General features: G+C 67.6%; 21 protein-coding genes and 2 tRNA genes. 10 read left to right on the forward strand and 13 right to left on the reverse strand.

Annotated elements, in window-relative coordinates; translation table 11 throughout:
- Nucleotides 1-87: 87 nt before the first annotated feature.
- The 4 genes from ACYVOK_RS22340 to ACYVOK_RS22355 are packed head-to-tail and all read left to right on the forward strand — an operon-like array spanning nt 88 to nt 5,359.
- A complete protein-coding gene (locus tag ACYVOK_RS22340) occupies nt 88-1,470 on the forward strand; it encodes an extracellular solute-binding protein (RefSeq protein WP_460664433.1) in 1,383 nt (460 codons plus the stop codon).
- Complete coding sequence (locus tag ACYVOK_RS22345; RefSeq protein ID WP_460664434.1) at nt 1,467-2,411, forward strand: carbohydrate ABC transporter permease; 945 nt, start codon at nt 1,467-1,469, stop codon at nt 2,409-2,411. The genes ACYVOK_RS22340 and ACYVOK_RS22345 overlap by 4 nt, the downstream gene beginning before the upstream one ends.
- Entirely contained in the window at nt 2,408-3,259 is an 852-nt protein-coding gene (locus ACYVOK_RS22350) for a carbohydrate ABC transporter permease (RefSeq protein ID WP_460664435.1), read from the forward strand. Before ACYVOK_RS22345 ends, ACYVOK_RS22350 begins: the two co-directional genes overlap by 4 nt.
- A 42-nt stretch (nt 3,260-3,301) precedes the next feature.
- Nucleotides 3,302-5,359, forward strand: a complete 2,058-nt coding sequence (locus tag ACYVOK_RS22355; protein ID WP_460664436.1) for a beta-galactosidase — start codon at nt 3,302-3,304, stop codon at nt 5,357-5,359.
- Nucleotides 5,360-5,415: 56 nt separating this feature from the next.
- Here ACYVOK_RS22355 and ACYVOK_RS22360 read toward each other — a convergent pair whose 3' ends face one another.
- From ACYVOK_RS22360 to ACYVOK_RS22375, 4 genes are all read right to left on the reverse strand, one after another.
- The gene (locus ACYVOK_RS22360; RefSeq protein WP_460664437.1) at nt 5,416-6,675 is read right to left on the reverse strand and encodes a hypothetical protein; all 1,260 of its coding nucleotides are present in this window, start codon (nt 6,673-6,675) and stop codon (nt 5,416-5,418) included.
- Between the two features lie 7 nt (nt 6,676-6,682).
- Nucleotides 6,683-8,224 (reverse strand): alkaline phosphatase D family protein, encoded by a 1,542-nt coding sequence (locus ACYVOK_RS22365; RefSeq protein ID WP_460664438.1) that lies wholly within the window; start codon nt 8,222-8,224, stop codon nt 6,683-6,685.
- Nucleotides 8,225-8,367: 143 nt separating this feature from the next.
- On the reverse strand, nt 8,368-8,742 hold the full coding sequence (locus ACYVOK_RS22370; RefSeq protein WP_460664439.1) for a DUF1304 family protein: 375 nt from the start codon (nt 8,740-8,742) through the stop codon (nt 8,368-8,370).
- Entirely contained in the window at nt 8,739-9,179 is a 441-nt protein-coding gene (locus ACYVOK_RS22375; protein ID WP_460664440.1) for a cupin domain-containing protein, read from the reverse strand. Before ACYVOK_RS22375 ends, ACYVOK_RS22370 begins: the two co-directional genes overlap by 4 nt.
- 144 nt (nt 9,180-9,323) lie before the next feature.
- On the opposite strand from ACYVOK_RS22375, the gene ACYVOK_RS22380 reads away from it, so the two are divergent.
- Nucleotides 9,324-10,373 carry a helix-turn-helix transcriptional regulator gene (locus ACYVOK_RS22380; RefSeq protein ID WP_460664441.1) on the forward strand — a complete coding sequence of 350 codons (1,050 nt, stop codon included), beginning with the start codon at nt 9,324-9,326 and terminating at the stop codon, nt 10,371-10,373.
- Here the strand turns inward: ACYVOK_RS22380 and ACYVOK_RS22385 are convergent.
- On the reverse strand, nt 10,360-11,271 hold the full coding sequence (locus ACYVOK_RS22385) for an AraC family transcriptional regulator (protein ID WP_460664442.1): 912 nt from the start codon (nt 11,269-11,271) through the stop codon (nt 10,360-10,362). The two genes, ACYVOK_RS22380 and ACYVOK_RS22385, sit on opposite strands and share 14 nt — an antisense overlap.
- A 125-nt stretch (nt 11,272-11,396) precedes the next feature.
- On the opposite strand from ACYVOK_RS22385, the gene ACYVOK_RS22390 reads away from it, so the two are divergent.
- Nucleotides 11,397-12,248, forward strand: a complete 852-nt coding sequence (locus tag ACYVOK_RS22390; protein ID WP_460664443.1) for an SDR family oxidoreductase — start codon at nt 11,397-11,399, stop codon at nt 12,246-12,248.
- Nucleotides 12,249-12,300: 52 nt separating this feature from the next.
- Here ACYVOK_RS22390 and ACYVOK_RS22395 read toward each other — a convergent pair whose 3' ends face one another.
- The 6 genes from ACYVOK_RS22395 to ACYVOK_RS22420 all read right to left on the reverse strand — a co-directional run bounded on the left by ACYVOK_RS22395 (nt 12,301) and on the right by ACYVOK_RS22420 (nt 18,834).
- Nucleotides 12,301-13,902: an alpha/beta hydrolase gene (locus ACYVOK_RS22395; protein ID WP_460664444.1), complete on the reverse strand. Its 1,602-nt coding sequence runs from the start codon at nt 13,900-13,902 to the stop codon at nt 12,301-12,303.
- A 100-nt stretch (nt 13,903-14,002) separates the two neighbouring features.
- A complete protein-coding gene (gene clpX / locus ACYVOK_RS22400) occupies nt 14,003-15,298 on the reverse strand; it encodes an ATP-dependent Clp protease ATP-binding subunit ClpX (RefSeq protein WP_460664445.1) in 1,296 nt (431 codons plus the stop codon).
- Between the two features lie 276 nt (nt 15,299-15,574).
- Complete coding sequence (locus tag ACYVOK_RS22405) at nt 15,575-16,186, reverse strand: ATP-dependent Clp protease proteolytic subunit (protein ID WP_460664446.1); 612 nt, start codon at nt 16,184-16,186, stop codon at nt 15,575-15,577.
- A 30-nt stretch (nt 16,187-16,216) separates the two neighbouring features.
- The gene (locus ACYVOK_RS22410) at nt 16,217-16,840 is read right to left on the reverse strand and encodes a ClpP family protease (RefSeq protein WP_460664447.1); all 624 of its coding nucleotides are present in this window, start codon (nt 16,838-16,840) and stop codon (nt 16,217-16,219) included.
- 463 nt (nt 16,841-17,303) lie between these two features.
- Nucleotides 17,304-18,686, reverse strand: a complete 1,383-nt coding sequence (tig, locus tag ACYVOK_RS22415) for a trigger factor (protein ID WP_460664448.1) — start codon at nt 18,684-18,686, stop codon at nt 17,304-17,306.
- 75 nt (nt 18,687-18,761) lie between these two features.
- Nucleotides 18,762-18,834: transfer RNA gene (locus tag ACYVOK_RS22420), tRNA-Pro, on the reverse strand.
- Nucleotides 18,835-18,942: 108 nt separating this feature from the next.
- On the opposite strand from ACYVOK_RS22420, the gene ACYVOK_RS22425 reads away from it, so the two are divergent.
- The 4 genes from ACYVOK_RS22425 (at nt 18,943) to ACYVOK_RS22440 (ending at nt 20,064) form a co-directional block, all read left to right on the forward strand.
- A tRNA-Gly gene (locus ACYVOK_RS22425) sits at nt 18,943-19,013 on the forward strand.
- Between the two features lie 392 nt (nt 19,014-19,405).
- Complete coding sequence (locus ACYVOK_RS22430) at nt 19,406-19,609, forward strand: hypothetical protein (RefSeq protein ID WP_460664449.1); 204 nt, start codon at nt 19,406-19,408, stop codon at nt 19,607-19,609.
- A gap of 15 nt (nt 19,610-19,624) precedes the next feature.
- The gene (locus tag ACYVOK_RS22435) at nt 19,625-19,969 is read left to right on the forward strand and encodes a hypothetical protein (RefSeq protein WP_460664450.1); all 345 of its coding nucleotides are present in this window, start codon (nt 19,625-19,627) and stop codon (nt 19,967-19,969) included.
- Complete coding sequence (locus ACYVOK_RS22440; protein WP_460664526.1) at nt 19,882-20,064, forward strand: hypothetical protein; 183 nt, start codon at nt 19,882-19,884, stop codon at nt 20,062-20,064. The genes ACYVOK_RS22435 and ACYVOK_RS22440 overlap by 88 nt, the downstream gene beginning before the upstream one ends.
- Nucleotides 20,065-20,289: 225 nt before the next feature.
- On the opposite strand, the gene ACYVOK_RS22445 is transcribed toward ACYVOK_RS22440, so the two are convergent.
- On the reverse strand, nt 20,290-20,847 hold the full coding sequence (locus ACYVOK_RS22445) for a hypothetical protein (protein WP_460664451.1): 558 nt from the start codon (nt 20,845-20,847) through the stop codon (nt 20,290-20,292).
- Nucleotides 20,848-21,385: 538 nt separating this feature from the next.
- Nucleotides 21,386-21,742, reverse strand: a complete 357-nt coding sequence (locus ACYVOK_RS22450) for a hypothetical protein (protein ID WP_460664452.1) — start codon at nt 21,740-21,742, stop codon at nt 21,386-21,388.
- Nucleotides 21,743-22,332 lie beyond the last annotated feature (590 nt).

The following is a 22,332-nucleotide window of genomic DNA, read 5'->3' on the forward strand; positions in this document are numbered from 1 at the left end:
CCGCCCCGGTCCGTCCGGGCGGTCCCTCACCTGCCGGCCGACGCCGCGACCCGGGCGATGCCTGCCCACTCCAAGGAGTTGTTTCACGTGTTCCGTTTCCAACGCACACCCTTGCGCCGGCGGGCAGCGCTCGCCACCGCGCTCGTCCTCTCCGGCAGTCTCGCGCTGGCCGCCTGCGGCGGAGGCGACGACGCCGGCGGTGAGGCCACGCCGGCCCAGACCGTCAGCCAGGCCGACATCGACAAGGCCATGTCCACACCCACCGAACTGACGTTCTGGACCTGGGTTCCGAACATCCAGAAGGAAGTCGCCCTGTTCCAGAAGAAGTACCCGGCCATCAAGGTGAAGGTGGTCAACGCCGGTCAGGGCGAGCCGCAGTACACCAAGCTGCGCACGGCCCTGAAGGCCGGGACCGGATTCCCGGACGCCGTCCAGATCGAGTTCCAGTACATCCCCACCTTCTCGATCACCAAGAGCCTGATGGACCTGCGCCCGTACGGCGCCGAGGCGCTCAAGGACCAGTTCGTCCCGTGGACCTGGCAGCAGGTGGTCGGCTCCGGTGGCGAGGTCTGGGCTGTCCCGCAGGACAGCGGGCCGATGGGCATGCTGTACCGGAAGGACATCTTCGACAAGCACGGCATCGCCGTACCGAAGACCTGGGACGAGTTCGCCGCGGCGGCCCGCAAGCTGCACGCCGCCGACCCGAACGTCTATCTCACCAACCTCGCTCCCAACCAGGCCGGCGTGTGGTTCGGTCTGCTCTGGCAGGCCGGCGTCAAGCCGTTCGAGAACCCCAGCCAGGACTCCGTCAAGATCAACCTCGCCGACGACGGGTCGAAGAAGCTCGCCGATTACTGGAACGGTCTCATCAAGGAAGGTGCGGTCAGCACCGACCCGGACTTCACCGACGCGTGGTACCAGGCGCTGAACCGCGGGAAGTACGCCACCTGGCTGACCGCCGCCTGGGGCCCGGTCTTCCTGGAGAGCAGCGCGAAGGCCACGAGCGGCAAGTGGCGTGCGGCACCGCTTCCGCAGTGGGACGCGAACAAGCAGGTCTCCGGCAACTGGGGTGGCTCGACCACGGCCGTCGTACAGGGCACGAAGAACCCGATCGCCGCGGCGAAGCTCGCGGAGTTCATCAACACCGATCCCGAGTCGACCAAGATGTTCGCGACCGAGCAGTTCCTGTTCCCGGTCAAGAAGGATCTCCTGGCGGATCCCTCCTTCACCCAGCTGAAGCCCGCGTTCTACGGCGGGCAGACCGTCAACCAGCAGTTCGCGGAGATCAGCAACACGGTGGACACCGAGTTCGAGTGGCCGCCGTTCCTGGACCAGGCCGTCAATGACTGGGACGAGACCGTCGGCAAGTCGTTCGCGGACAAGAGCGACACCAAGGCTGCCCTCGACCAGTGGCAGCAGCGGATGACGTCGTACGCGCAGAACCAGGGATTCAAGATCGAGGGGCAATGACCACCAACACGACTCTGCGGCGCGCCGAGCGCCGGACGGTGAGTCGCCGGGAGGCGGTGCGGAGGCGGCGTGGTGTGAGCCACGCCGCCGCCGGCTACCTGTTCGTCACGCCGTTCATGGTGGTGTTCCTGGCCATGTTGGTGTTGCCGCTGGCCTATGCGGCGTACCTCAGCCTGTTCCAGGAACGCCTCATCGGGGGCACCGTGTTCGCCGGGATCGACAACTACACCCGGGCCCTGACGGATCCACGGTTGCTGGAAGGCATCGGACGGGTCGCACTGTTCTTCCTGGTCCAGGTGCCGATCATGCTCGTGCTCGCCCTGCTGGCGGCGCTGGCGATCGACAGTGGGCTGCTCCGGCTGGCGAAGGTCTTTCGGCTCGCCATCTTCCTGCCGTACGCCGTCCCGAGCGTGGTCGCCGCGCTGATGTGGGGCTACCTGTACGGCCCGGACTTCGGTCCGTTCGCCCAGCTGGCCGACCGCCTGAACGTGGCGAGACCGGACTTCCTCAGCAGCGACTGGATGCTGGGGTCGCTGGCGAACATCGTCACGTGGGAGTTCACCGGCTACAACATGATCATCCTGTACGCCGCCCTGCGCGCCGTACCGCATGATCTCTACGAGGCGGCGGCCGTGGACGGTGCCGGCGCGATCCGCACGGCGTGGAGCATCAAGATCCCCGCGCTCCGGCCGGCCCTGCTGGTCTGCGTCATCTTCTCGGTCATCGGCAGCTTCCAGTTGTTCGTCGAGCCGCAGTTGATGCAGCGGCTCGCGCCGAGCGTCATCGACAGCGGCTACACGCCGAACCTCTACGGCTACACGCTCGCCTTCACCGGCCAAGAGGTGAACTACGCCGCGGCGGTCTCGTTCCTCCTCGGCGCCGTCATCGTCGTCGCGTCGTACGCCGTCCTGCTCGTCACGACCCGGAGGAGCCGGTCATGAGAGAACGACGCAGCAACGTCCTCACCCTCGGCATGCTGGCGCTGCTGATCTACTTCCTGCTGCCGCTGTTCTGGCTGGTCGTGGCGTCGACGAAGACGGTCGGTGACCTGTTCTCGAGCTTCGGGCTGTGGTTCGCCGACGATTTCTCCCTGCTGGGCAACATCCGTGAGACCGTCACGTACAACGACTGGGTGTTCGCCCGGTGGATGGGCAACACGGTGTTCTACGCGGTCGTCAGCGCCGGCGGCGCGGCGTTCCTCTGCGCGCTCGGCGGATACGGCTTCGCGAAGTACCGGTTCCGCGGCAACGGGCCGATGTTCGGGCTGGTTCTCGGCGCCATCATGGTGCCCACGACGGCACTGGCGATCCCGACGTACCTGCTGTTCAGCCGGGCCGGGTTCGTCAACACGCCGTGGGCGATCATCCTGCCCTCGCTGGTCAGCCCGTTCGGCCTGTACCTGATGCGCATCTACGCCCAGGACGCCGTACCGGACGGGATCATCGAGGCCGCCCGCATCGACGGCGCGGGCGAGTTCCGGATCTTCTTCCAGGTCGCGCTGCGGATGCTTGCCCCGGGCATCGTCACCGTGCTGCTGTTCACGCTGGTCGCGACCTGGAACAACTACTTCCTTCCGCTGATCATGCTGAACAACCCGGATCTGTACCCGATCACGGTCGGCCTCGCCGCCTGGTCGTCACAAGCCACCGGTGGTGGCGGGGCGACCGGGGCGCTGCTGTCGTCGGTCGTCACCGGTTCCCTCCTCTCGATCATCCCGTTGATCGCCGCGTTCCTGCTGCTGCAGCGGTACTGGCAGTCCGGCTTGTCCACCGGCAGCGTCAAGGGCTGACAGTGCTTGATCGATTTGGCCTTCTACCATTGGAGAAACGCTGTGCAGCAACGTGTGCTCTTCGGAGCTGCGTACTACCACGAGTACCAGCCGCACGACCGGCTCGAACAGGATCTCGACCTGATGGCCGCGGCACGGTTCTCGGTCATCCGGGTCGGCGAATCGGTCTGGTCGACCTGGGAACCCGAGAACGGGCGCTTCGACCTGGACTGGTTGCAGCCGGTGCTCGACGGCGCGCACGCCCGTGGCATCGCCGTCCTGCTCGGCACCCCGACGTACGCCGTACCGCCGTGGCTGGCGCGGCTCTACCCGGAGATCGCCGGTGAGCGGAAGACGGGTCAGCGGATCCCCTGGGGTGCCCGGCAGGAGGTGGACTTCACCCACCCCGGGTTCCGGTTCCACGCCGAGCGGGTGATCCGCAAGATCGTCGGCCGGTACGCCGATCATCCGGCCGTGATCGGCTTCCAGGTCGACAACGAGCCGGGGAACGAACTCCTCCACAACCACGGGGTTTTCCAGCGGTTCGTGGACAGCTTGCGGAAGACGTACGGCGACGTGCAGACACTCAACGACGAGTGGGGACTCGTCTACTGGTCACACCGGTTGTCGGACTGGGCCGACCTGTGGACACCCGACGGCAACGTCCAGCCGCAGTACGACGTGGCGTGGCGGCAGTTCCAGGCAGACCAGACCACCGAGTTCATCGGCTGGCAGGCGGACATCGTGCGCGAGTACGCCCGCCCGGACCAGTTCGTCACCACGTGCATCTCCTACGAGCGTCCTGCCATGGCAGACGACGACCTGGTACGCCGCCTCGACGTCACCGCAGGCAATCCGTACTACGCGATGCAGGACGGACTGCTGCACCCACAGACGAGTCCGGTACGGCAGAACTGGACTACCAACGGCACCTGGGCGCTCTACCTCAGCGCGGACCGGATGTACTCGTCACAGCAACGGCCGTTCCTCGTGACGGAGACGAATGCCCAGTCGATCGGTTACCCGTGGGACAACCGGCCCGCGTACGACGGCCAATGGCGGCAGGCAGCGTGGGCACTGGTCGCGCGTGGGGCCAAGATGGTCGAGTACTGGCACTGGCACACGTTGCACTTCGGTGCAGAGACCTACTGGGGTGGCGTGCTCCCCCACAGCGGCAAGCCGGGCCGGACCTACAGGGAGATCGCTCAACTCGGCGCCGAGTTCGAAACAGCCGGGGCTCTTGTCAGTGAGCTCACGCCCGACCACGACGTGACGATGCTGTACTCGCTGCCGAGCAAGTGGCTGATGCAGAAGTACCCGCCACTGTCACACGACGACGGCAGCCCGGACGACCGGTCGTACCATGGTCTCTTCGATCCCTTCTATCGTGGGGCCTTCGACGCCGGTCTACAGGTACGCATCCTGCACACAAGTCAGTTCACCGTTGACGTCGAGGAGCACCCGGTACTCGTAGTACCGGGGTTGTACCTGGCAGACGACGCCTTGCTGGAGCAACTGGCGGCGTACGCCGCGGCAGGTGGACACCTGGTCGTCGGACCTCGGACCGGGTACGCAGACCTCGAGGCACGCGCCCGCACTGCCACGATGCCGGCTGGTCTCGCAGCGGCGGCTGGTGTCGCGTACGACGAGTACAGCAACCTCACCGGCGAACTGCCGGTTCGTGCGGCCGCCGAGTCGCCGCTCGTCCTCGGTGACGATGCAGCGGGCACCCGGTGGGCGGACGGCCTGCAGGTAGGCGGTGCCCAGGTGCTCGCGGGGTATGAGCATCCACACTTCGGGCGATGGCCGGCGATCACCACGCGGGAACATGGTGACGGCCGGATCACCTATGTGGGGACGGTTCCCAACGCTCCGCTCGCGGCCGCATTGTTCCGGTGGATCGCGCCGTCGACGTGGGCCGATCTACCGGCGAGTGTCACGGTCACCTCCGCGACGGCCGCTGACGGGCGGCGGCTGCGGTTCGTTCACAACTGGTCGTGGGACAGCGTGAGTATCGACCTTCCGGCTGCGGTCCACGACGTACTTGCGGACACATCGGTGACCGACAAGCTCGACCTCGGACCGTGGGACGTGCGGGTCCTGGTCGAGCCGACCCAGTAGCCGTCGTCACCGGGGACCACCGTGCTCAGCACGGTGGTCCCCGGTGACGCGATCACTCACCAGCTGTTGTTGGAGAAGTCCTGGCCCAGGTAGACCTGGTCGTAGGTGTTGCCGTCGTTGTCGTCGGTGTAAGCAACGGCGACTTGGGCGTAGGGCGACACAGCAACAGTCATCTGCTCCTGGCGACCGGCGGGGACGGAGTTGAGTTGCTGGGCCGACAGGCGACCCGCGTCCGTGCCGTCGGTGCCGAAGCCGCGCACCCACACATCGAGGTCGGTGGCTGGGTTGGCGACCGTCCAGCCGACGACGGTCTGGGACTGGTCGTCGATGCCGATCGACGGGGTCTTGGCGCCCGCCGCGACCTCGACGTCGGCGAATCGCGCGGCGCCCGTCGAGGTGAACGTCCGCGTCCACGAGCCCGCCGTACCGGTGTGATCGGACTCCCACGCGACCGCGAAGTCACCGTTGAAGTTCGCCGCCACCGACGGACGCGTCTGTTGCCCGCCGCCATTGGAATTCGCCGCGCGGCGGGACAGTGTGGCCGCGCCGTTGGTCCGGCCCAGGCGGATCAGGCCGATGTTGTAATACGCGTTGGCATCTCCATCCTCGTCCCAGACCACGAGCGCGTCACCAGACGCGGAGACGGCGACATCCGGATTGTGGTGCTCGCCCGTCGTCTGCGATGCGGTGACCTCCCACGCGCGGGTAGTCGGCCCGGTGAATCCAGCCGCCTTGATCATCGGCTGCGTCCCGGTCTGGATGTCCTCCCAGACCACGGTGAAGGCGACTGCGCCACCGGCCGGAGCACCATCAGGGTCGACGGCGACGCGCGGGTTGATCTGCTGACCTGTCGAGCTGCTGTTCGCGTTACCCGAAGCGGTGACGGTCCCAGCGGTGTTCACCACGCGATAGGGGATGTTGTAGTAGCCGTTGCCGTCCGGGTCGTCCTGCCACACCACGACGGCGTTGCCCTTGTCGTCGAGCCCGACGTCCGGGCGCAGGTGTCGCCAGGTGGTCACACCGCTGCTGCCCCCGGCGGACAGTTTCACCTCGTAGAGCGCCGTACCGTTGCGGAACGTCCGCAGGTAGATGTCGCTGTGCACGTTGTCCGTCGCGTTGTCGGTGTCGCGGTCGTCCTCCCACACCACGGCGACGTACCCGTTGCGGTTGGTCGCGATCGCCGGGTTGTCCTGGTCCCCCGTCGACACGCTGTTGGCGGTGGACCAGGTCGGGGTCGCGATGTGGGCCTGTGCGGTGGGAGCGGTGAGTACAGCGGATGACGCCACCAGCGTGGTGATGGCCAGTGTCTTCTTCATGTCTGCCTCACACTGCCTGCAGGCCGGGCCGGCCCTCTTGGATCACGAACGACTTCACCGTCGACGCCGCGGCACCGTGTTCCGACACCCTCGAGACGGCACGGAAGTCGGCACGCAGCTGGGTCGGGCTGATCGTCGTACGGACGTAACCGCGCCGATTGTTGTAGAACCTCAGCCACGGGTTCGTGTCGAGATTCGGGATCGTCGTCGAGCCGTCGCCGTCGCCGCCGGAGGTGGCCGAGCTGGTGACGAGCTCACTGCCGATGGTGGCCGAGTTCGCGTTGGCGTAGTCGGCCTTCAGGTCGCTCGCCCAGGCCCGGTGCACGTCACCGGTCAGTACGACGGGATTGCGGGTGCCGCGAGCAACCCAGCCCTGCTGGATCCGGGCCCGGGAGGCGCGGTAGCCGTCCCACGAGTCCATGCTCGACGCACCGGCCGTATCGAAGCGGCGGGCGAAGAACACCTGCTGGCCAAGGATGTCCCAGGTGCCGTAGTGCTGGGCCAGTCCGTCGAGCAGCCAGGTCTCCTGCGTGTTGCCCGGGAGGCTGCGCGACGCGAGATCCGCGTCCGAGCAGACCTTCCAGCCATCTCCACACGCCTGGTCATGGCGGTACTGCCGGGTGTCGAGCATGTGGAAGGTGGCGAGGTTTCCCCACCGCACCCGGCGGTAGAGCGGAATGCTGTTGCCACTGTTCGCCTGCGCGGGCCGCAGCGGCATGTTCTCGTAGTAGGCCTGGTAGGCCGCGGTCCGCCGAGCCGTCCACTGCGCGCTGGTCAGAGTCGGCGTACTGTCCGCGCGCACCATGTTGGCGTAGTTGTTCTCCACCTCGTGGTCATCCGGTACGACGAGCCACGGTGCGGCCGCGTGGGCGGCCTGGAGATCCGGGTCGGACTTGTACTGCGCGTACCGGCGGCGGTAGTCCGCGAGCGTGACGATCTCCGTGCTGCCCGCGTGGCTCCGGGTCCGGCCGGCCACCGCGCCGTACTCGTAGATGTAGTCACCGAGGAACAGGATCAGGCCCGGGTTCTCCTCGGCCATCCGGCGGTAGACGGTGTAGTAACCCTCCTCGTAGTGCGCGCACGAGGTGAAGGCCATCACCAGGTCACGCCCGTTGGTCCCGACGGCAGGCGCCGTACGTGTCCTGCCGACCGGTGACAGGTGACCCTGCGCGCGGAAGCGGTAGAAGTAGTCGGAGTCGGGATTGAGGCCACCGGCAACGACGTGGACGGAGTGGGCGCTCGCGTACCGGGCGGTGACCGAGCCGGACGCGACCAAGGTGCTGAAGGTGTCGGTGGTCGACACCTGCCAGTCGACGGTCACGTCGGCGTTCGCCATCCCGCCCTGACCGTCGGCGTTGAGCGGGGACGGCGCCAGTCGGGTCCACAGCACGACGCTGTTGGCATCCGGTTCACCGGACCCTACTCCCAACTGGAACGGGTACGGGACGGCGGCGGTGGCTGCGACGACGGCCGAGCGGACCGGGACGGCGCTTGCTCCAGCGGCGGCAAGCCCGCCGAAGACAAGGGTTCTGCGACTGATTGGGCTCATGGGCCTCACCTTCACTACTACTCAGGGCGGGGGCTCCCCGGACGGGTGAAGCTTCCGGAGCCATCCGGGGAACCTTGAGAGTGCTTGGTGCTTGATGCCCATGATGAGACAAGTTGCGTAACTTTCCTACCGTTCGGAGCTGCCTAGTTGAGGGCAAGAGCGAGCAGGATCGCGGCAGGAACCCCTTCGAGGATGGAGTTGAACCACAGCTTCGGCTGGGACACGACCAGCACGACGGCCATGAACGTGTGCTGCGCAGCGGTGAAGATCACCAGCGCCTCGCCCTGCGGCACGTGACCGTTCTGCACGAGGACGACGCCCGCCACCAGAGCGGCCGCGGTCGTCAGGTTGTACCAGCCCATGTTGACCGTCCACATCCGCACCGCGTCGAAGTCCCCGGGCTTGGTCAGGAACATCGGGTACAGCCGCGGGTGGCGGTACAGGAACGACTCCATCACGAACACCACGGCGAGCATGACGGCGATCGCGATCGCGAGGACCTGCGCCGCCGTACTCATGACGCCACCCCCGCGAGCGTGACACCGTGCCGGTTCGAGATCTCCCCGAGCGCGGCGAAGTCGGCCGGGTCGGCGGTCGCCAGGTCGGCGAAGAACTCGCCCATCTTCCCGGTCTGGCTGACGGCCAGGAACTTCGCCGTCGGCGTCAGTACCGAGAAGGTGTTGACCGTGCCCGCCGGGATGCTGATCGACGCGCCGGGACCGAGGTCGTAGCCTTGGTCGCCGGCCTGGACAAGGATCCTCCCCTGCAGGACGTAGAACGCCTTGCTCCAGCTCTCGCTGTGCGGCGGCGAGGCCGGTCCGCGAGCCGCGTCGATCTCGAAGATCTCGTACTGCGCGCCGGTGTGCTCACCGCCGACCTTGACCGTGACGGTCGCGTCCGGAGCGACGTACTCCGCGCCCGTTCCGGCCGTGCTCAGGTGCACCGATTCAGTCATCACGACCTCCCCTTGTGAGTTGTGGTCCTGACCGTAGAAACCGGCCGGCCAGGCATCCATCCCGGCCGATGGGGCTCCTCGTCGGCCGCGAATCCCCACATTTCGGGGATAGGCGGGCGGTTGCCGGCGGCGCATACTGAGCGCATGTGGGAGGGCCGGGCGCGGACTGCGCGGCGGGACATCGCGGCACTGGCGACGTCTGGACTGGGCGTCGCGGAACTGCACGCGGCCGCGATCGAGGTGATCGAGCAGGTCGTCGACTGCGACGTCACCTGCTGGGCGGCGATCGATCCCGGGACGCTGGTGATCAGTTCGATGACCAGCGGCCGCGCGCGGATTCCACCGGAGTACGAGCCCCGGCTGGCCGAGACGGAGTACGCCGCGGACAACCCGAACTCGTTCGCCGAACTGGCCAAGCGCCCTTACCCGGTGGCCCGGCTGTCGGACCTGCCGTACCGCGAGGTCGTGCGGCATCGACGACTCAACGAGGTCTGGCGGCCGCTCGGGATGGAGCACGAACTGCGCGCCGCCTTCACGGTCGACGGTGACTGCTGGGGTGCGGCCGGATTCGTCCGGGGCGGGACCGAGTTCACCGAGCGCGAGGTCGAGTTCCTCGGGTCGGTGGCGCCGGCGATCGGCGCGGCGACGCGAGTGGCGGTGCGTACCGATGCCCACGGGTATCGAGGAGGGGTCGGACCGTCGATCGTGGTGACCGGGCCCGGCGGTGAGCCGCGCGCGGTCACCGCCGCCGCCCGGAGCTGGCAGGACGCGCTGAACGAGATCGCGCCCGGGCGGTTCAACACCTTGCTGCGCGCGGTGGTGACGGGGACCAGGGCTGCCGCGACGGGGACGTTCCAGGCCCGGGTGCAGACCGCCACCGGCGGCTGGGTGGTCATGCAGGGCAGCCGGCTGCTCAGCGACGACGATCAGTCAGAGGTCGTGGTGACGATCGAGCCGGCGTCCGGCAGTCATCTCGTCGGCATGCTGCTGGCGGCGTACGGTCTGACCACCCGAGAGCGGGAGATCTGCCTCGAGGTGATCGCCGGCCGGAGCACCTCGGACATCGCCGACCGGTTGTCGATCTCGCCGCACACCGTCCAGGACCACCTCAAGGCGGCGTTCGCCAAGGTCGGCGTCCGCAGCCGGGGCGAACTGGTGGCGACACTGCGCCCGGACGACCTCACGTACCACTGACCGCCAACTGCTTGCGGTAGGCACCGGGCGCGATCCCGAAGTCGCGCTTGAACGCCTTGGCGAACGCGAACTCCGAGGTGTACCCGATCTCCTTGGCCACCGTGGCCAGCGGACGATCGTGATCACGGAGCAGCCGCGCGGCCGTCGTCATCCGCCAACGGGACAGGTACGTCAGCGGCGGTTCGCCGACGGCTTCGGTGAAGCGACGGGCGAACGCGGCGCGGGACAGACCGACATTCGCGGCCAGCTCCGCCACTGTCCACGCGGCGCCGGGCCGACTGTGAATCAGTTCCAGTGACTGCGCGACCGCGGCATCGGTGAGCGTCCGGGACCAGCCGTTCTCGGTCGGGCAGCCGCTCTGGTCCTCCAGCCACGCCCGCAGGATCAGGACCAGCAAGGCGTCGACCAGCGCCGGTACGACGGCCGCCGAACCCGGCCGGTTCGCGTCGAGTTCCTCGCCGAGGATGCCGATCGCGGTGTGCAGGGTGCGATGCCGGCCGGGGGCGGCCGGCACGTGGACGACATCGGGCAGCCTGCTCATCATCGGATGCGGCCGCTCCCGATCGAGCCGGTAGGTGCCGCACAGCAGCAACGACCGCGCACCCGTACCGTGCAGGGGCTCCTCCACCGATGGATCGAAGTCCACCAGCGGCGAGTCCGGATGGTCCGCCAGCGAATGCTCGAGACCGCGCGGCAGCAGCACCGCGTCACCCGGCCCTATCGCGATCGGCGCCTCGCCGCCCGGCTGCAGTAGCCAGGAACTCCCTTGCAGCACGAGATGGAACGTCGCCCCGGCAGCCTGGTTGAATCGCAGTCCCCACGGCGCGCGCACGTCGGTCCGCCCGGAGGTTGCCGGCCCGGTCCGCATCGCGGCGACGACATCGGCGAGAACATCCATGTCAGGCATGATACGCCACGCCACCAAGACGATCAGACATAAACCAGTGCTCGACGGACATAGAACCGCTCTCTGGACATGCCTAGGCTCGGGTAGTACAAGCCTCAATTACCAGGGAGCCCTCCATGAGCATCGTCGTCACCGCCGCCACTGGCCACCTCGGCCGTCTCGTCATCGACGAGCTGCTGCAGCGGGTGCCCGCGGACCAGGTGGTCGCTGTCGCCCGGAACGCCGAGAAGGCTGCCGATCTCGCGGCGCGCGGCGTCGAGGTCCGGGCCGCCGACTACAACGACCCCGCGGCGATCGCCCAGGCCGTCAATGCCGGCGACAAGCTCCTGTTGATCTCGGGCACCGAGCCCAACCGGCTGGCTCAGCACCAGGCCGTGATCGACGCCGCCGACGAGGCAGGCGTCGCCCTCCTCGCCTACACCAGCGTGCTCGGCGGACCAGAGGCCGACTTCGACCTGGCCGCCGACCACATCGCCACCGAGCAGGCGATCCTCGACTCCGGACTGACCTACACCTTCCTGCGCAACGGCTGGTACAACGAGAACTACACCGACCAGCTCCCCGTGCAGCTCGAGCACGGCGTCGTCGGTAGCGCCGGTGACGGCCGGATCGGGTCGGCCGCTCGTCGCGACTACGCTGCCGCGGCGGCCGTCGTACTGACCGGTGAGGGTCACGAGAAGAAGGCGTACGAGCTGAACGGCGACACCTCGTGGACGCTCACCGAGTACGCCGCCGAGGTGTCCAGGCAGTCCGGGAAGGATGTTGCCTACACCAACGTGTCCGCCGAGGAGCACGTCGGCGTCCTCGTCGGTGCCGGCTTCCCCGAGCCGGTGGCCCGGGTCTTCGCCGGCGTGGACAACGCGATCGAGCGCGGCCTGCTGGCCGGCCGCGGCAGCGACCTCACCCGCCTGATCGGCCGCCCGACCACGCCGATCACCGACTCCATCACCGCCGCCCTGCAGAAGTAGCACCCGGTGCGACGGACGGGCGCCTGCACCGTCCGTCGCACCAGGATGACCCTTAAATTCCAGGGCCCTGGAACAGCTTCGCCTTCGTCGGCGCCGGGTCGAACGGCTGACGGTCCTGCGCGCAAATCGAGCCGTCGGCCGGTGCCTTCAGGGTGGTGAGGTAGGTGGTGATCAGGTTGTCCGCGCAGGTGCTCTTACCGAGCACGGTGTGGCCGTAGCCCTCGACCGTGAGCAGGTGCGCGTTGCGGTACAGGTCGGCGTACGGGCGGGTGGCCTGGTACGGCGTCGCCGGGTCGTAGCGAGTACCGATCACCATGACCGGGGTCTTGGTGGTGAGTTTCCACGGACCGAGGAAGGCGTCGTGGTCGCGGACGCCCATGAACTCGCAGGGCTGCCCCAGCCACAGCCGCATCCGGCCGAAGTGCGGCGCTCGCTTGTCCGCGGCGTCGGCGTACTGCGGGTAGGCGAACGGCCGGCCCGACTGACGTGCCTCGACGCAGGGCTGCAACGCCGTACCGACCGACGCGTACTCCTCCTGGCGCCGGTTCCACTCGACCAGGAGCTCGGGCGCACGCGCGGCGGACTTCGCCCGGGTGTTCCCCGAAGCGGTCGCGAGCTCGGCGAGTGACTCCGCGAGCGCCGGCCAGCCTGCCGGGTCGTACATCGAGAAGAAGCTCACCTGGACGGCCACCTGGTACGTCACCGTGATCGTCGAACCGTCCGGCAGCGTGAGTACGACGGGCTGCTTCTTCAACCGTTCGAAGGTGCTCTCGGCAACGGTCTTTGGGTCGCCCAGCTTGGCCAGCGCGCAGTCGCTCGGCCCGGCCTTCTCACACTCGGAGAGGAACTGCGCGAACGTCTCCGCGGCGCCCTCACCCTGCCGGAGCCGATCACCGATCGGCCGGCGGTCCCCGTCCGAACCTGAGTACCACTCCGGGCTGAGCGTCCCGTCGAGCACGAAGGCACGGATCCTGTTCGGGAACAGCCGTGCGTACGTCGCGCCGAGATAGGTGCCGTAGGAGTACCCGACGTAGCTCAGCTTGTCGTCGCCGACTGCCTGCCGGAGCAGGTCCATGTCCCGGGCGACGTTCGCGGTCGAGTAGTGCGCCAGCCGGTCCGGCGAGATCGTCCGGCAACTGATCGCCAGCTTCAGGCTCAGCTTCGTGTACTCGCGCTCCTCCTCGGCGGTCAGCGGGTACGCCGGCTGTCCGGCGAACGCGGCCGCTTCCTCGGCGGCCGTCGGGAAGCAGGTCACCGGGTCGGACCTGCCGACGCCGCGCGGGTCGAACCCGAGGATGTCGAACCGCGCCCGCACCTCGGGCTGGTACGCGGTCAGCCCGGACTGCTGCACGAAGTCCACACCTGACCCGCCGGGACCGCCGGGGTTGGTGAACAGGGTGCCGATCCGGCGGGCCGGGTCGGTCGCCGGCAACCGGGTCAGCGCGATCGTAGTGGTCGGGCCGTGCGGCCGGTCGTAGTCCGTCGGCACCTCGACTGTCGCGCACTGGAACGCCGGCAGCTCGGTACCACAGCTCCCCCAGACGATCCGGGGTACGACGCTCTTCGGGGCGGCGACTGCGGTGGTGGTCGGTGCGATCAGCGCCAGGGCGGCGACGGCGACGGGCAGTCTTCGAAGGAATCTTGTCGGCTTCACGGCACCGACGGTAGGCGGCCGCCGACTCAGGCCGCGTCCACCAACAGAAGGAGGCCGGGACTCCGCCGTACAGCGGACCCGGCCTCTCCCGTGGAAAAACTCAGGCGGTCTTCTCGCGCCGCTCGCGCTTGCGCTCGATCTGGTCGCGCGGGATCAGCGTGGGGTTCACGTTCTCCAGCACCACCTCGCCGGTGACGACGACCTTCGCGACGTCCTCGCGGCTCGGCACCTCGTACATCACGTTGAGGAGAACCTCTTCCATGATCGCCCGCAGACCGCGGGCACCGGTGCCGCGCAGCAGCGCCTGGTCGGCGATCGCCTCGACCGCGTCGTCGCTGAACTCCAGCTCGACGTTGTCGATCTCGAAGAGCCGCCGGTACTGCTTGACCAGCGCGTTCTTCGGCTCGGACAGGATCTTGATCAGCGCGTCGCGGTCCAGCGGGGACACCGTGGTGATCACCGGGAGCCGGCCGATGAACTCGGGGATCAGGCCGAACTTGAGCAGGTCCTCCGGCATCACGTCGGCGTACCCGCCGAGCTCCTTCGGCTTCTCCGGCTCGCGCACGGCGTTGAAACCGAGCGTCTTCTTCCCGACCCGCTGCTCGACCATGTGATCCAGGCCGGCGAACGCGCCGCCGACGATGAACAGCACGTTCGTGGTGTCGATCTGGATGAACTCCTGGTGCGGGTGCTTGCGTCCACCCTGCGGCGGCACCGAGGCCGTCGTACCCTCCAGGATCTTCAGCAGTGCCTGCTGCACACCCTCGCCGGAGACGTCCCGGGTGATCGACGGGTTCTCGCTCTTGCGGGCGATCTTGTCGACCTCGTCGATGTAGATGATCCCGGTCTCGGCCTTCTTGACGTCGTAGTCGGCCGCCTGGATCAGCTTCAGCAGGATGTTCTCGACGTCCTCACCGACGTACCCGGCCTCGGTCAGCGCCGTCGCGTCCGCGATCGCGAACGGGACGTTCAGCATCCGGGCCAGCGTCTGGGCGAGGTAGGTCTTGCCGCAGCCGGTCGGGCCGATCAGGAGGATGTTCGACTTGGCCAGCTCGACGGCCTCGTCCTTCGCGTGCCGGCCGGCAGTCGAGCCGCCCTGGCCGTCGCGGACCCGCTTGTAGTGGTTGTACACCGCCACCGCGAGCGCCTTCTTGGCCACGTCCTGTCCGACGACGTAGGCGTTGAGGAAGTCGTAGATCTCCCGCGGCTTGGGGAGTTCGGTGAGGCCGACCTCGGAGCCCTCGTTCAGCTCCTCCTCGATGATCTCGTTGCAGAGATCGATGCATTCGTCGCAGATGTAGACGCCGGGACCGGCGATGAGCTTCTTGACCTGCTTCTGGCTCTTACCGCAGAACGAGCATTTCAGCAGGTCGCCGCCGTCACCTATGCGTGCCACCGGGACAGATCCCTTCTCTGTGCAGTCGAACCGTGGGCCAAGGGGGCGTAGGCCGCTCGGACCGGGTGCCGTACGGCGATCCCGGGTCCGATTCGACGGTACCGCGCCTGAGGCCGAAACGCCGCGCCCGCCGCCGCGTTGTGACTACGCCGGTGGCGAACGCGCTGCGCTCTTGACAGCGCCATGTCAGCACCGTCGGCGTGGATCGGACATGATGAGCGCTTTGTCCGCGCTCCCGGCCGCGGCATACGGCGGCCGGGACGCACGGATCGAGGCTCAGACGCCGGCCGGGACCGGGGTCTTGAGGGTCTGCAGGACGTCGTCGATCAGCCCGTACTCGATCGCCTGCTGAGCGGTGAGGAACTTGTCCCGCTCGATGTCGCGCGAGACCTCCTCGATCGACTTGCCGCTGGCGTCGGAGATCATCTTCTCCAGCAGCGCGCGCAGCCGCAGGATCTCGTTCGCCTGGATCTCGATGTCGCTGGACTGGCCGTAGGTGCCCTCGGTGGCCGGCTGGTGGATGATGATCCGGCTGTTCGGCAGCGCCAGCCGCTTACCCGGCGTACCGGCGGCGAGCAGCACCGCGGCGGCCGAGGCGGCCTGGCCCAGGCAGACCGTCTGCACGTCCGGCTTGATGTAGCGGACGGTGTCGTAGATCGCGGTCAGCGCCGTGAACGAGCCGCCCGGGGAGTTGATGTAGATGCTGATGTCGCGGTCGGAGTCCATCGACTGCAGGCACAGCAGCTGCGCCATCACCGCGTTCGCGATCTCGTCGGTGATCGGCGTACCGAGGAAGATGATCCGGTCCTCGAACAGCTTCGTGTAGGGGTCGATCCGGCGCATGCCGTACGACGTGCGCTCCTCCCACTGCGGGATGAAGTAGTTCATTGATGGTCCTTTGGCTGACGGAGTGGGAGATCAGGAGTTCGGGCTGCCGGAGCTGAGCTGGGCGGCGCTCGCGACCACGTGGTCGATGAAGCCGTACTCCAGGGCCTGCTCGGCGGTGAACCAGCGGTCGCGGTCGGCGTCGTTCTCGACCTGCTCGAGCGGCTGGCCGGTGTGCTCGGAGATCAGCCGGAACAGCTGCGCCTTGATGTGCAGCGACTGCTCGGCCTGGATCTTGATGTCGGACGCCGTACCGCCCATACCGCCGGAGGGCTGGTGCATCATGATCCGGGCGTGCGGCAGCGCGAACCGCTTGTTCTTCGCGCCGGCGCAGAGCAGGAACTGGCCCATCGAGGCGGCCAGGCCCATCCCGACGGTGGCGACGTCGTTGGAGATGTACTGCATGGTGTCGTAGATCGCCATGCCCGCGTCCACCGAACCGCCCGGTGAGTTGATGTACAGCCAGATGTCCTTGTTGGGGTCCTCGGCGTTGAGGAGCAGCATCTGCGCGCAGATCGCGTTCGAGTTCTCGTCCCGAACCTCGGACCCCAGGAAGATGATCCGGTTCTGCAGCAGGCGCTGGTAGATGTGGTCGTCGAGTCCGCCGGATCCGTTGCCGCCCGCGGCGGTGGGGCTGGCTGCAAATGTCTCGTTCACGAAGCCGACATTACTGGGCGGCGGCGACAGACCTAAGGCTGGGCTGGGGGTGTTCGCTCACGGCGCACCGTGTCTGCCCTGAGCAGAGGAACGGCCGGGTCACCAGCCACAGAGCGCGACTGCGGCGAAGGCGTGAGCCTCGTCGTCCCGGCCGGCAACGGGCCCTCGCTCGCGCACACCGCCGGCTCTGTCCCCGGGTGCACGACCCGCCGACCGATCGGTTGCGGGTACGTCGCGACGATCCAGGTCGCATCGTGAAGGAGCCGGCTCGGGCTGCCGTCCTGGACAGGCCACCGCGTTGGCAGCGACCGGCAGTCTCAGTCTCATCAGGCGTTCCCCCCGGTGCGGTGTGACGTGCGCCGGTAACGCTAGGGGACGCCGCTTTCAGATCGCTTTCAGCAGCCCGGCACACAGCGACGGCCCGGATCCGCTGTGGATCCGGGCCGTCGCTTCGTACCTGTGATCAGGCCTTCGCCGGCTCCTCGGCCGGGGCCTCGGCGGCCTCGGCCTCCGGGTCGGTGTACGTGCCGTCCGGCTGCAGGGTCTTCAGCTCGACCACGTTGCCGGAGGCGTCGGTGACCTTCGCGTTCTCGACCAGGTGCGCCAGCGCCTTGCCGCGGACGACCTCGGAGACCAGGCTCGGCACCAGGTTGTGCTCGACCGCGTGCTGGGCGAACTGGTCCGGGCTGACACCGGAACGCTGCGCGTGCCGGACGATGTGCTCGGTCAGCTCCTGGTCGTTGACGCTCAGTTCCTGCTGCTCGGCGACCAGGTCCAGCACGAACTGCGCCTTGATCGCGTCCTCGGAGCGCTTCTTCAGGTCCTCGTCGAACTCATCCTGGGTCTGCTCCTCGCCCTCCAGGAACTGCTCGAAGGTCATCCCGGAGTACCCGAGCTGCTGCTCCAGGTTCTCCTTCCGGGCGGCCAGCTCGTCGGTCAGCAGCCCCTCCGGCACCGGCACGTCGACCAGGGTCAGGATCTTCTCGAGTACGGCGTCGCGCGCCTCGCCGGCCTGCTCCAGCCGCTTGCCGCGCTCCAGCCGGGAGCGGATGTCGGCCTTCAGCTCCTCGGCGGTGTCGAACTCCGACGCGGTCTGAGCGAACTCGTCGTCGAACTCCGGCAGCTCCTGCTCCTTGACCGCGGTCACGGTCACCTGGACGTCGACGTCCTCGCCCTTCAGCGAGCCACCGACCAGCTGGGTGACGAAGGTCTTGCTCTCACCGGCGTTCAGGCCGACGACGGCCTCGTCCAGGCCGTCCAGCAGCTGGCCGCTGCCGACCTGGTACGACAGGCCGGTGGCCTGCGCCTCCTCGACCTTCTCGCCGTCCTTGCTGGCGGACAGGTCGATGGTGATGAAGTCCTTGTCCTGGACCGGCCGCCCGACCGGGTTCAGCGAGCCGAACCGCTGCCGCAGCGCGTCGATCTGCTCGTTCACCTCGTCGTCGGTGACGGAGATGTCCGCGACCTCGGCCTCCAGGCCCTCCAGGTCCGGCAGGGTGATCTCCGGGCGCACCTCGACCTCGGCGGAGAACTGCAGGCTCTCCTTGTCGTTGAACTCGGTCACGTCGACCTCGGGCCGGCCGATCGCCTTGACCTTGTTGTCCTGCACCGCCTGCGAGTACAGCTTCGGCAACGCGTCGTTGATCGCCTCTTCGAGCACCGGCCCGCGACCGACCCGCTGGTCGATCACCTGCGGCGGCACCTTGCCCTTGCGGAAGCCGGGCACGGTGATCTGCTTCGCGATGCTCTGGTACGCCGCGTCGAGGCTCGGCTTGAGCTCCTCGAACGGCACCTCGACGATGAGCCGGACCTTGGTCGGGCTCACGGACTCGACGGTGCTCTTCACGGTGGCGGTTCTCCTTGGTCGATGACTTCACAGCACGGGGACAGCCCGCGCTGCAGGGGTGCTGCAGGGGGTTTGTCGGGGCGACAGGACTCGAACCTGCGGTCTCCTGCTCCCAAAGCAGGCGCGCTAGCCACTACGCTACGCCCCGCAGTGACCGCACGAGTCTAGTCGAACCGACCCAGTGCACGCGAAACCACCCCGGCCCGGATACCGTTTTGAGTCCACCCCAGGAAATGTGGAATCATGTCCGAACACCGCGGGTGTAGCTCAATGGTAGAGCCCCAGTCTTCCAAACTGGCTACGCGAGTTCGATTCTCGTCACCCGCTCGGACAGCGAAAGGCCCCCAGCCACAGGGAAACTGAGGCTGGGGGCCTTCGTCATGCTCAGGCCGGATTCGGGCGGCGTGCCCTCCACGTGCCCTAAGTGGACCGGCACCAGGGCCCGAGCGACCCCGTCCTCGTCGTCCGGCGTGCCCCCATCCCCGGACTTCGTTTCCCGTTCAACAAGCTCGGTTCAGCCGAGCGGCGATCTCGCCGCTCCCGCTCATCGGTGTTGCGCTGGTCGATCAGCGCTGCCCGCATCGACCCGTGATCATTCGGTGCATCAGCTCCTTGGCAGACGCGTCACTCTCGAGGCCAGGTGATTACCTCGTGTGACCTAGGTCATAGAAGTGGACTTCAGATCCCGCCAAGCCTCGAAGCCCGATCGGACAACTGACGTGACCTCTGCGCCCGACTGGACCCACAAGCACGCCGACGAACTCGTCGACCACTGGTGGTGGCGACCCGGCTGGAAGCTCGGCACCAGGTTCTACGCCTGGCACATCAACACCTTCGAAGACGCGGCCCCGCTCCACCGGCTCGCCGCGCTCTACCAAGCCGAACTCTCGACCGTGTCCGGCCTGGACATGATCCCGCAGTAGTGGCTGCACCTGACCATGCAAGGCGTCGGGTTCGTCGATGACGTGTCCCCGGACCAGATCGACGCACTCCTGGCCGCTGCACGCGCCCGGCTCGGCGAGCTGGAGCCGCTGAAGGTGCGGTTCCCCAACCCGGTCATCCGGCCCGAAGCGATCGCACTTCCACCCGATCCGGTCGAGCCGGTCCAGGAGATTCGGCACACCGTACGGGCCGCAATCGCCGAGGTGTTCGGCCGGACGCCGTACCGGACAGCGCCGACGGCTATCAACCACACATCAGCCTTGCCTACGTCAACACCCCTCAGCCCGCCGCGACCACGCTCGAAGCGATCAACCGCGTCACCACCGAGCCGGCCGACCTGACCATCAACGCCGTGTCCCTCATCGAGATACACCGCGACAACCGCATGTACGAGTGGCAGACGATCGAGGCTGTCCCCCTCGGTCACACCGCCTAACCGTTCGTGTCCCCCGACAACAGACCCGCGACACATTTCCGTCAGATCCGCAGACGACCCCGCAGGCCGCGCGGGAGCGCTGCTGTCCCTGACACAGCCGGGCAGCTCGGCCGGCCTCGAGGAGCCGTCGCCCAGAACGTACGGATCTGCCGCAATCCCGCGCTGTCGCAGATCCTCGCGTCGCGCCGAGGACTGCGGGGATAGACGCTTGGACTCAGCGTTGCATCACCGAGGTGTGAGCCTGACGCCTGTGGCTGCGCTGATGACCGCCCGGTCTCCGAGCGGCGCGGCCAGGGTGACTACTGCGGGTGTCGAATACGCAACGAGCGCAGCACAGGCGGCGCTGGACCGAAGCGGACCGTGGCTCCCTCCGATGACGACCTGGTCGTCGAATTCGAGGACGTGAGCTCGAAGGTCGGACTCACAGCCTCCGTGGCTGAGCGTGAAGATGAGCGTGTTGCCGTCGATCCGGGTGAGCCGCTCGGCCCCGAGTAGGCCAGGTTCCAGCTTGGCGAGCCCGGGCGGTGGCACGGGCTGAACAACAGGCTTGAGCACGTCCTCAGAGATTGCGAGGACGACCATCGGTCTCGATTTGCCCTTCGCGGTGAAGGACCACGCGGGCACAGTCGCGGGTCCGTTGCTCGTGTCCACGTCGGCGGTTGTCAAGGATGCGCCGGTGATCGTGAGTCTGCACTTCGATGCCGGTATTTGTACGTTTCCGCAGTTGTCGTACGGGGTTCCGATTGCTTGTGTCAGTGCGGTCCGGGGATCGAGGACGCGCACCGACAGACTCGAGCCGTCGCCGAAATCGATGCGGGTGGTGCCACCTGATCCGCGTTGTACGCCCGGCGCGATGGTGACGTGCCCTGCCCCCAGGCAACCTTCTGCTCGATCGTCTCGAAGCCCAGGTCCGGAGTCCGCGACGAGTACAGGAAGATCCCCTCGGGAGGCTTCGGGATTCCCGCAGCTCGGACGGCTTGCGCCACGTCGCGTGCCCGGGCGAGAAACACCGGAGGCGCAGCAGCTGACGGCAGCGTCGGCACCGCATCGCGGGGCGTTGTCGGCCCCCCGATGGGCGTTGCAATAGTTGTCGCTCCAGAGGTTGGCGCTGCCTCGGTCCCGCACGCCGATAGGGCAAAACCGATCAGAACGACGGCAGGACCCAAGTGCGCACGACACCTCGCACCGCGCCTGACGAACCTCATGCTTGGTGAGACGCGCCAGGTTTGGCGAATCGTTGCATTGGCCGTCATATCCGAGTATCTGCTCGCCTCCGGCGAGTCGACAAGGCACGCGCTCGACTAGAAAGCTCAGCGCGGCGTCAGCCGGACCAGCGCCACTCGTCGAGGCTCCGCAGGGAGGCCGGTAGCACGGTGGCGAGCAGGCCACCGAAGGCGACGGTCCCCTCGTGGGACGCATAGGCGATCCAGCCGAGGCTGTCGTCGCTCCACACCCCCTCAGCGCCGTTGTACGTGGGCGCGAACAACTCGACATCGAGCAGGTACTCGGTCCCGTACTCGCGCAGTTCGGCCACCCGCAACCCGCCGAGGTCCTGTAGCGCCGCGCGAACTGCGGCAGCGCCGTCCTGGTCCCACATCGACGCCTCCTTCAGGACCAACACGTCCTGCGGCACGAAGTCGTCCAGCATCGGGTACCAGGACAGATCCTCCAGGCCCACCGCTGCCCGAGGCGCCGACGCCAGTCTTCCGACTCCTCCGGCCTCAACACCCGCCGGTATCCAAGAGGTTCCACGTCGAGATCAGGAAGCGACATCCAGACCGCGACAGCCGACCCGAACAGCCGGCGCTCGTCACGGATCATGTCTTGTTCTACTCGGCCCTGCGGTGGCTGGGTGAACGGTGACTGCGTCGTCGGCCACGCGCAGGTGTGCGTGCGCGAGAGCGTGTGGATCGGGAAGCCGGTCAGGATCGAGCCGTTCAACCTCTAGCAACATCGCCTCAACCGCGTTGTACCGGGGGAAGATGCGCCGCGCCCCCGGACTGTAAAGCAGGCCGCCCGCCCCACGACCTTGATTCGGCAGCTGCGCATACATCTCGGACAGCTTGTCGTAGCGATCCATCAGGTACCGACGCGCCGTCGAGTGCAGAACTCTGGAGTCCACGCCACAGATTCTCAAACAATCGCCACGCGCGAAACGAACGCGTCTGCCGCGATCCGTGCTTTCGGCTGCCGCAGCACCCGGCGGACGAGTATCGCGCATCAACCGATGGAGGACAGCCCGGCTCCTGTGTGTGGTCCGCCAACTGA

Source organism: Kribbella swartbergensis (assembly GCF_054784135.1).

Bases quoted from the DNA above. Each gene is read 5' to 3' on its own strand.
- ACYVOK_RS22350 (WP_460664435.1), top strand. From the start codon at position 2,408: ATGAGAGAACGACGCAGCAACGTCCTCACCCTCGGCATGCTGGCGCTG.
- ACYVOK_RS22405 (WP_460664446.1), bottom strand. From the start codon at position 16,186: ATGAACTACTTCATCCCGCAGTGGGAGGAGCGCACGTCGTACGGCATG.
- ACYVOK_RS22345 (WP_460664434.1), top strand. From the start codon at position 1,467: ATGACCACCAACACGACTCTGCGGCGCGCCGAGCGCCGGACGGTGAGT.
- ACYVOK_RS22370 (WP_460664439.1), bottom strand. From the start codon at position 8,742: ATGAGTACGGCGGCGCAGGTCCTCGCGATCGCGATCGCCGTCATGCTC.
- ACYVOK_RS22360 (WP_460664437.1), bottom strand. From the start codon at position 6,675: ATGAAGAAGACACTGGCCATCACCACGCTGGTGGCGTCATCCGCTGTA.
- ACYVOK_RS22365 (WP_460664438.1), bottom strand. From the start codon at position 8,224: ATGAGCCCAATCAGTCGCAGAACCCTTGTCTTCGGCGGGCTTGCCGCC.
- ACYVOK_RS22375 (WP_460664440.1), bottom strand. From the start codon at position 9,179: ATGACTGAATCGGTGCACCTGAGCACGGCCGGAACGGGCGCGGAGTAC.
- ACYVOK_RS22385 (WP_460664442.1), bottom strand. From the start codon at position 11,271: ATGGATGTTCTCGCCGATGTCGTCGCCGCGATGCGGACCGGGCCGGCA.
- ACYVOK_RS22380 (WP_460664441.1), top strand. From the start codon at position 9,324: ATGTGGGAGGGCCGGGCGCGGACTGCGCGGCGGGACATCGCGGCACTG.
- ACYVOK_RS22435 (WP_460664450.1), top strand. From the start codon at position 19,625: ATGCAAGGCGTCGGGTTCGTCGATGACGTGTCCCCGGACCAGATCGAC.
- ACYVOK_RS22390 (WP_460664443.1), top strand. From the start codon at position 11,397: ATGAGCATCGTCGTCACCGCCGCCACTGGCCACCTCGGCCGTCTCGTC.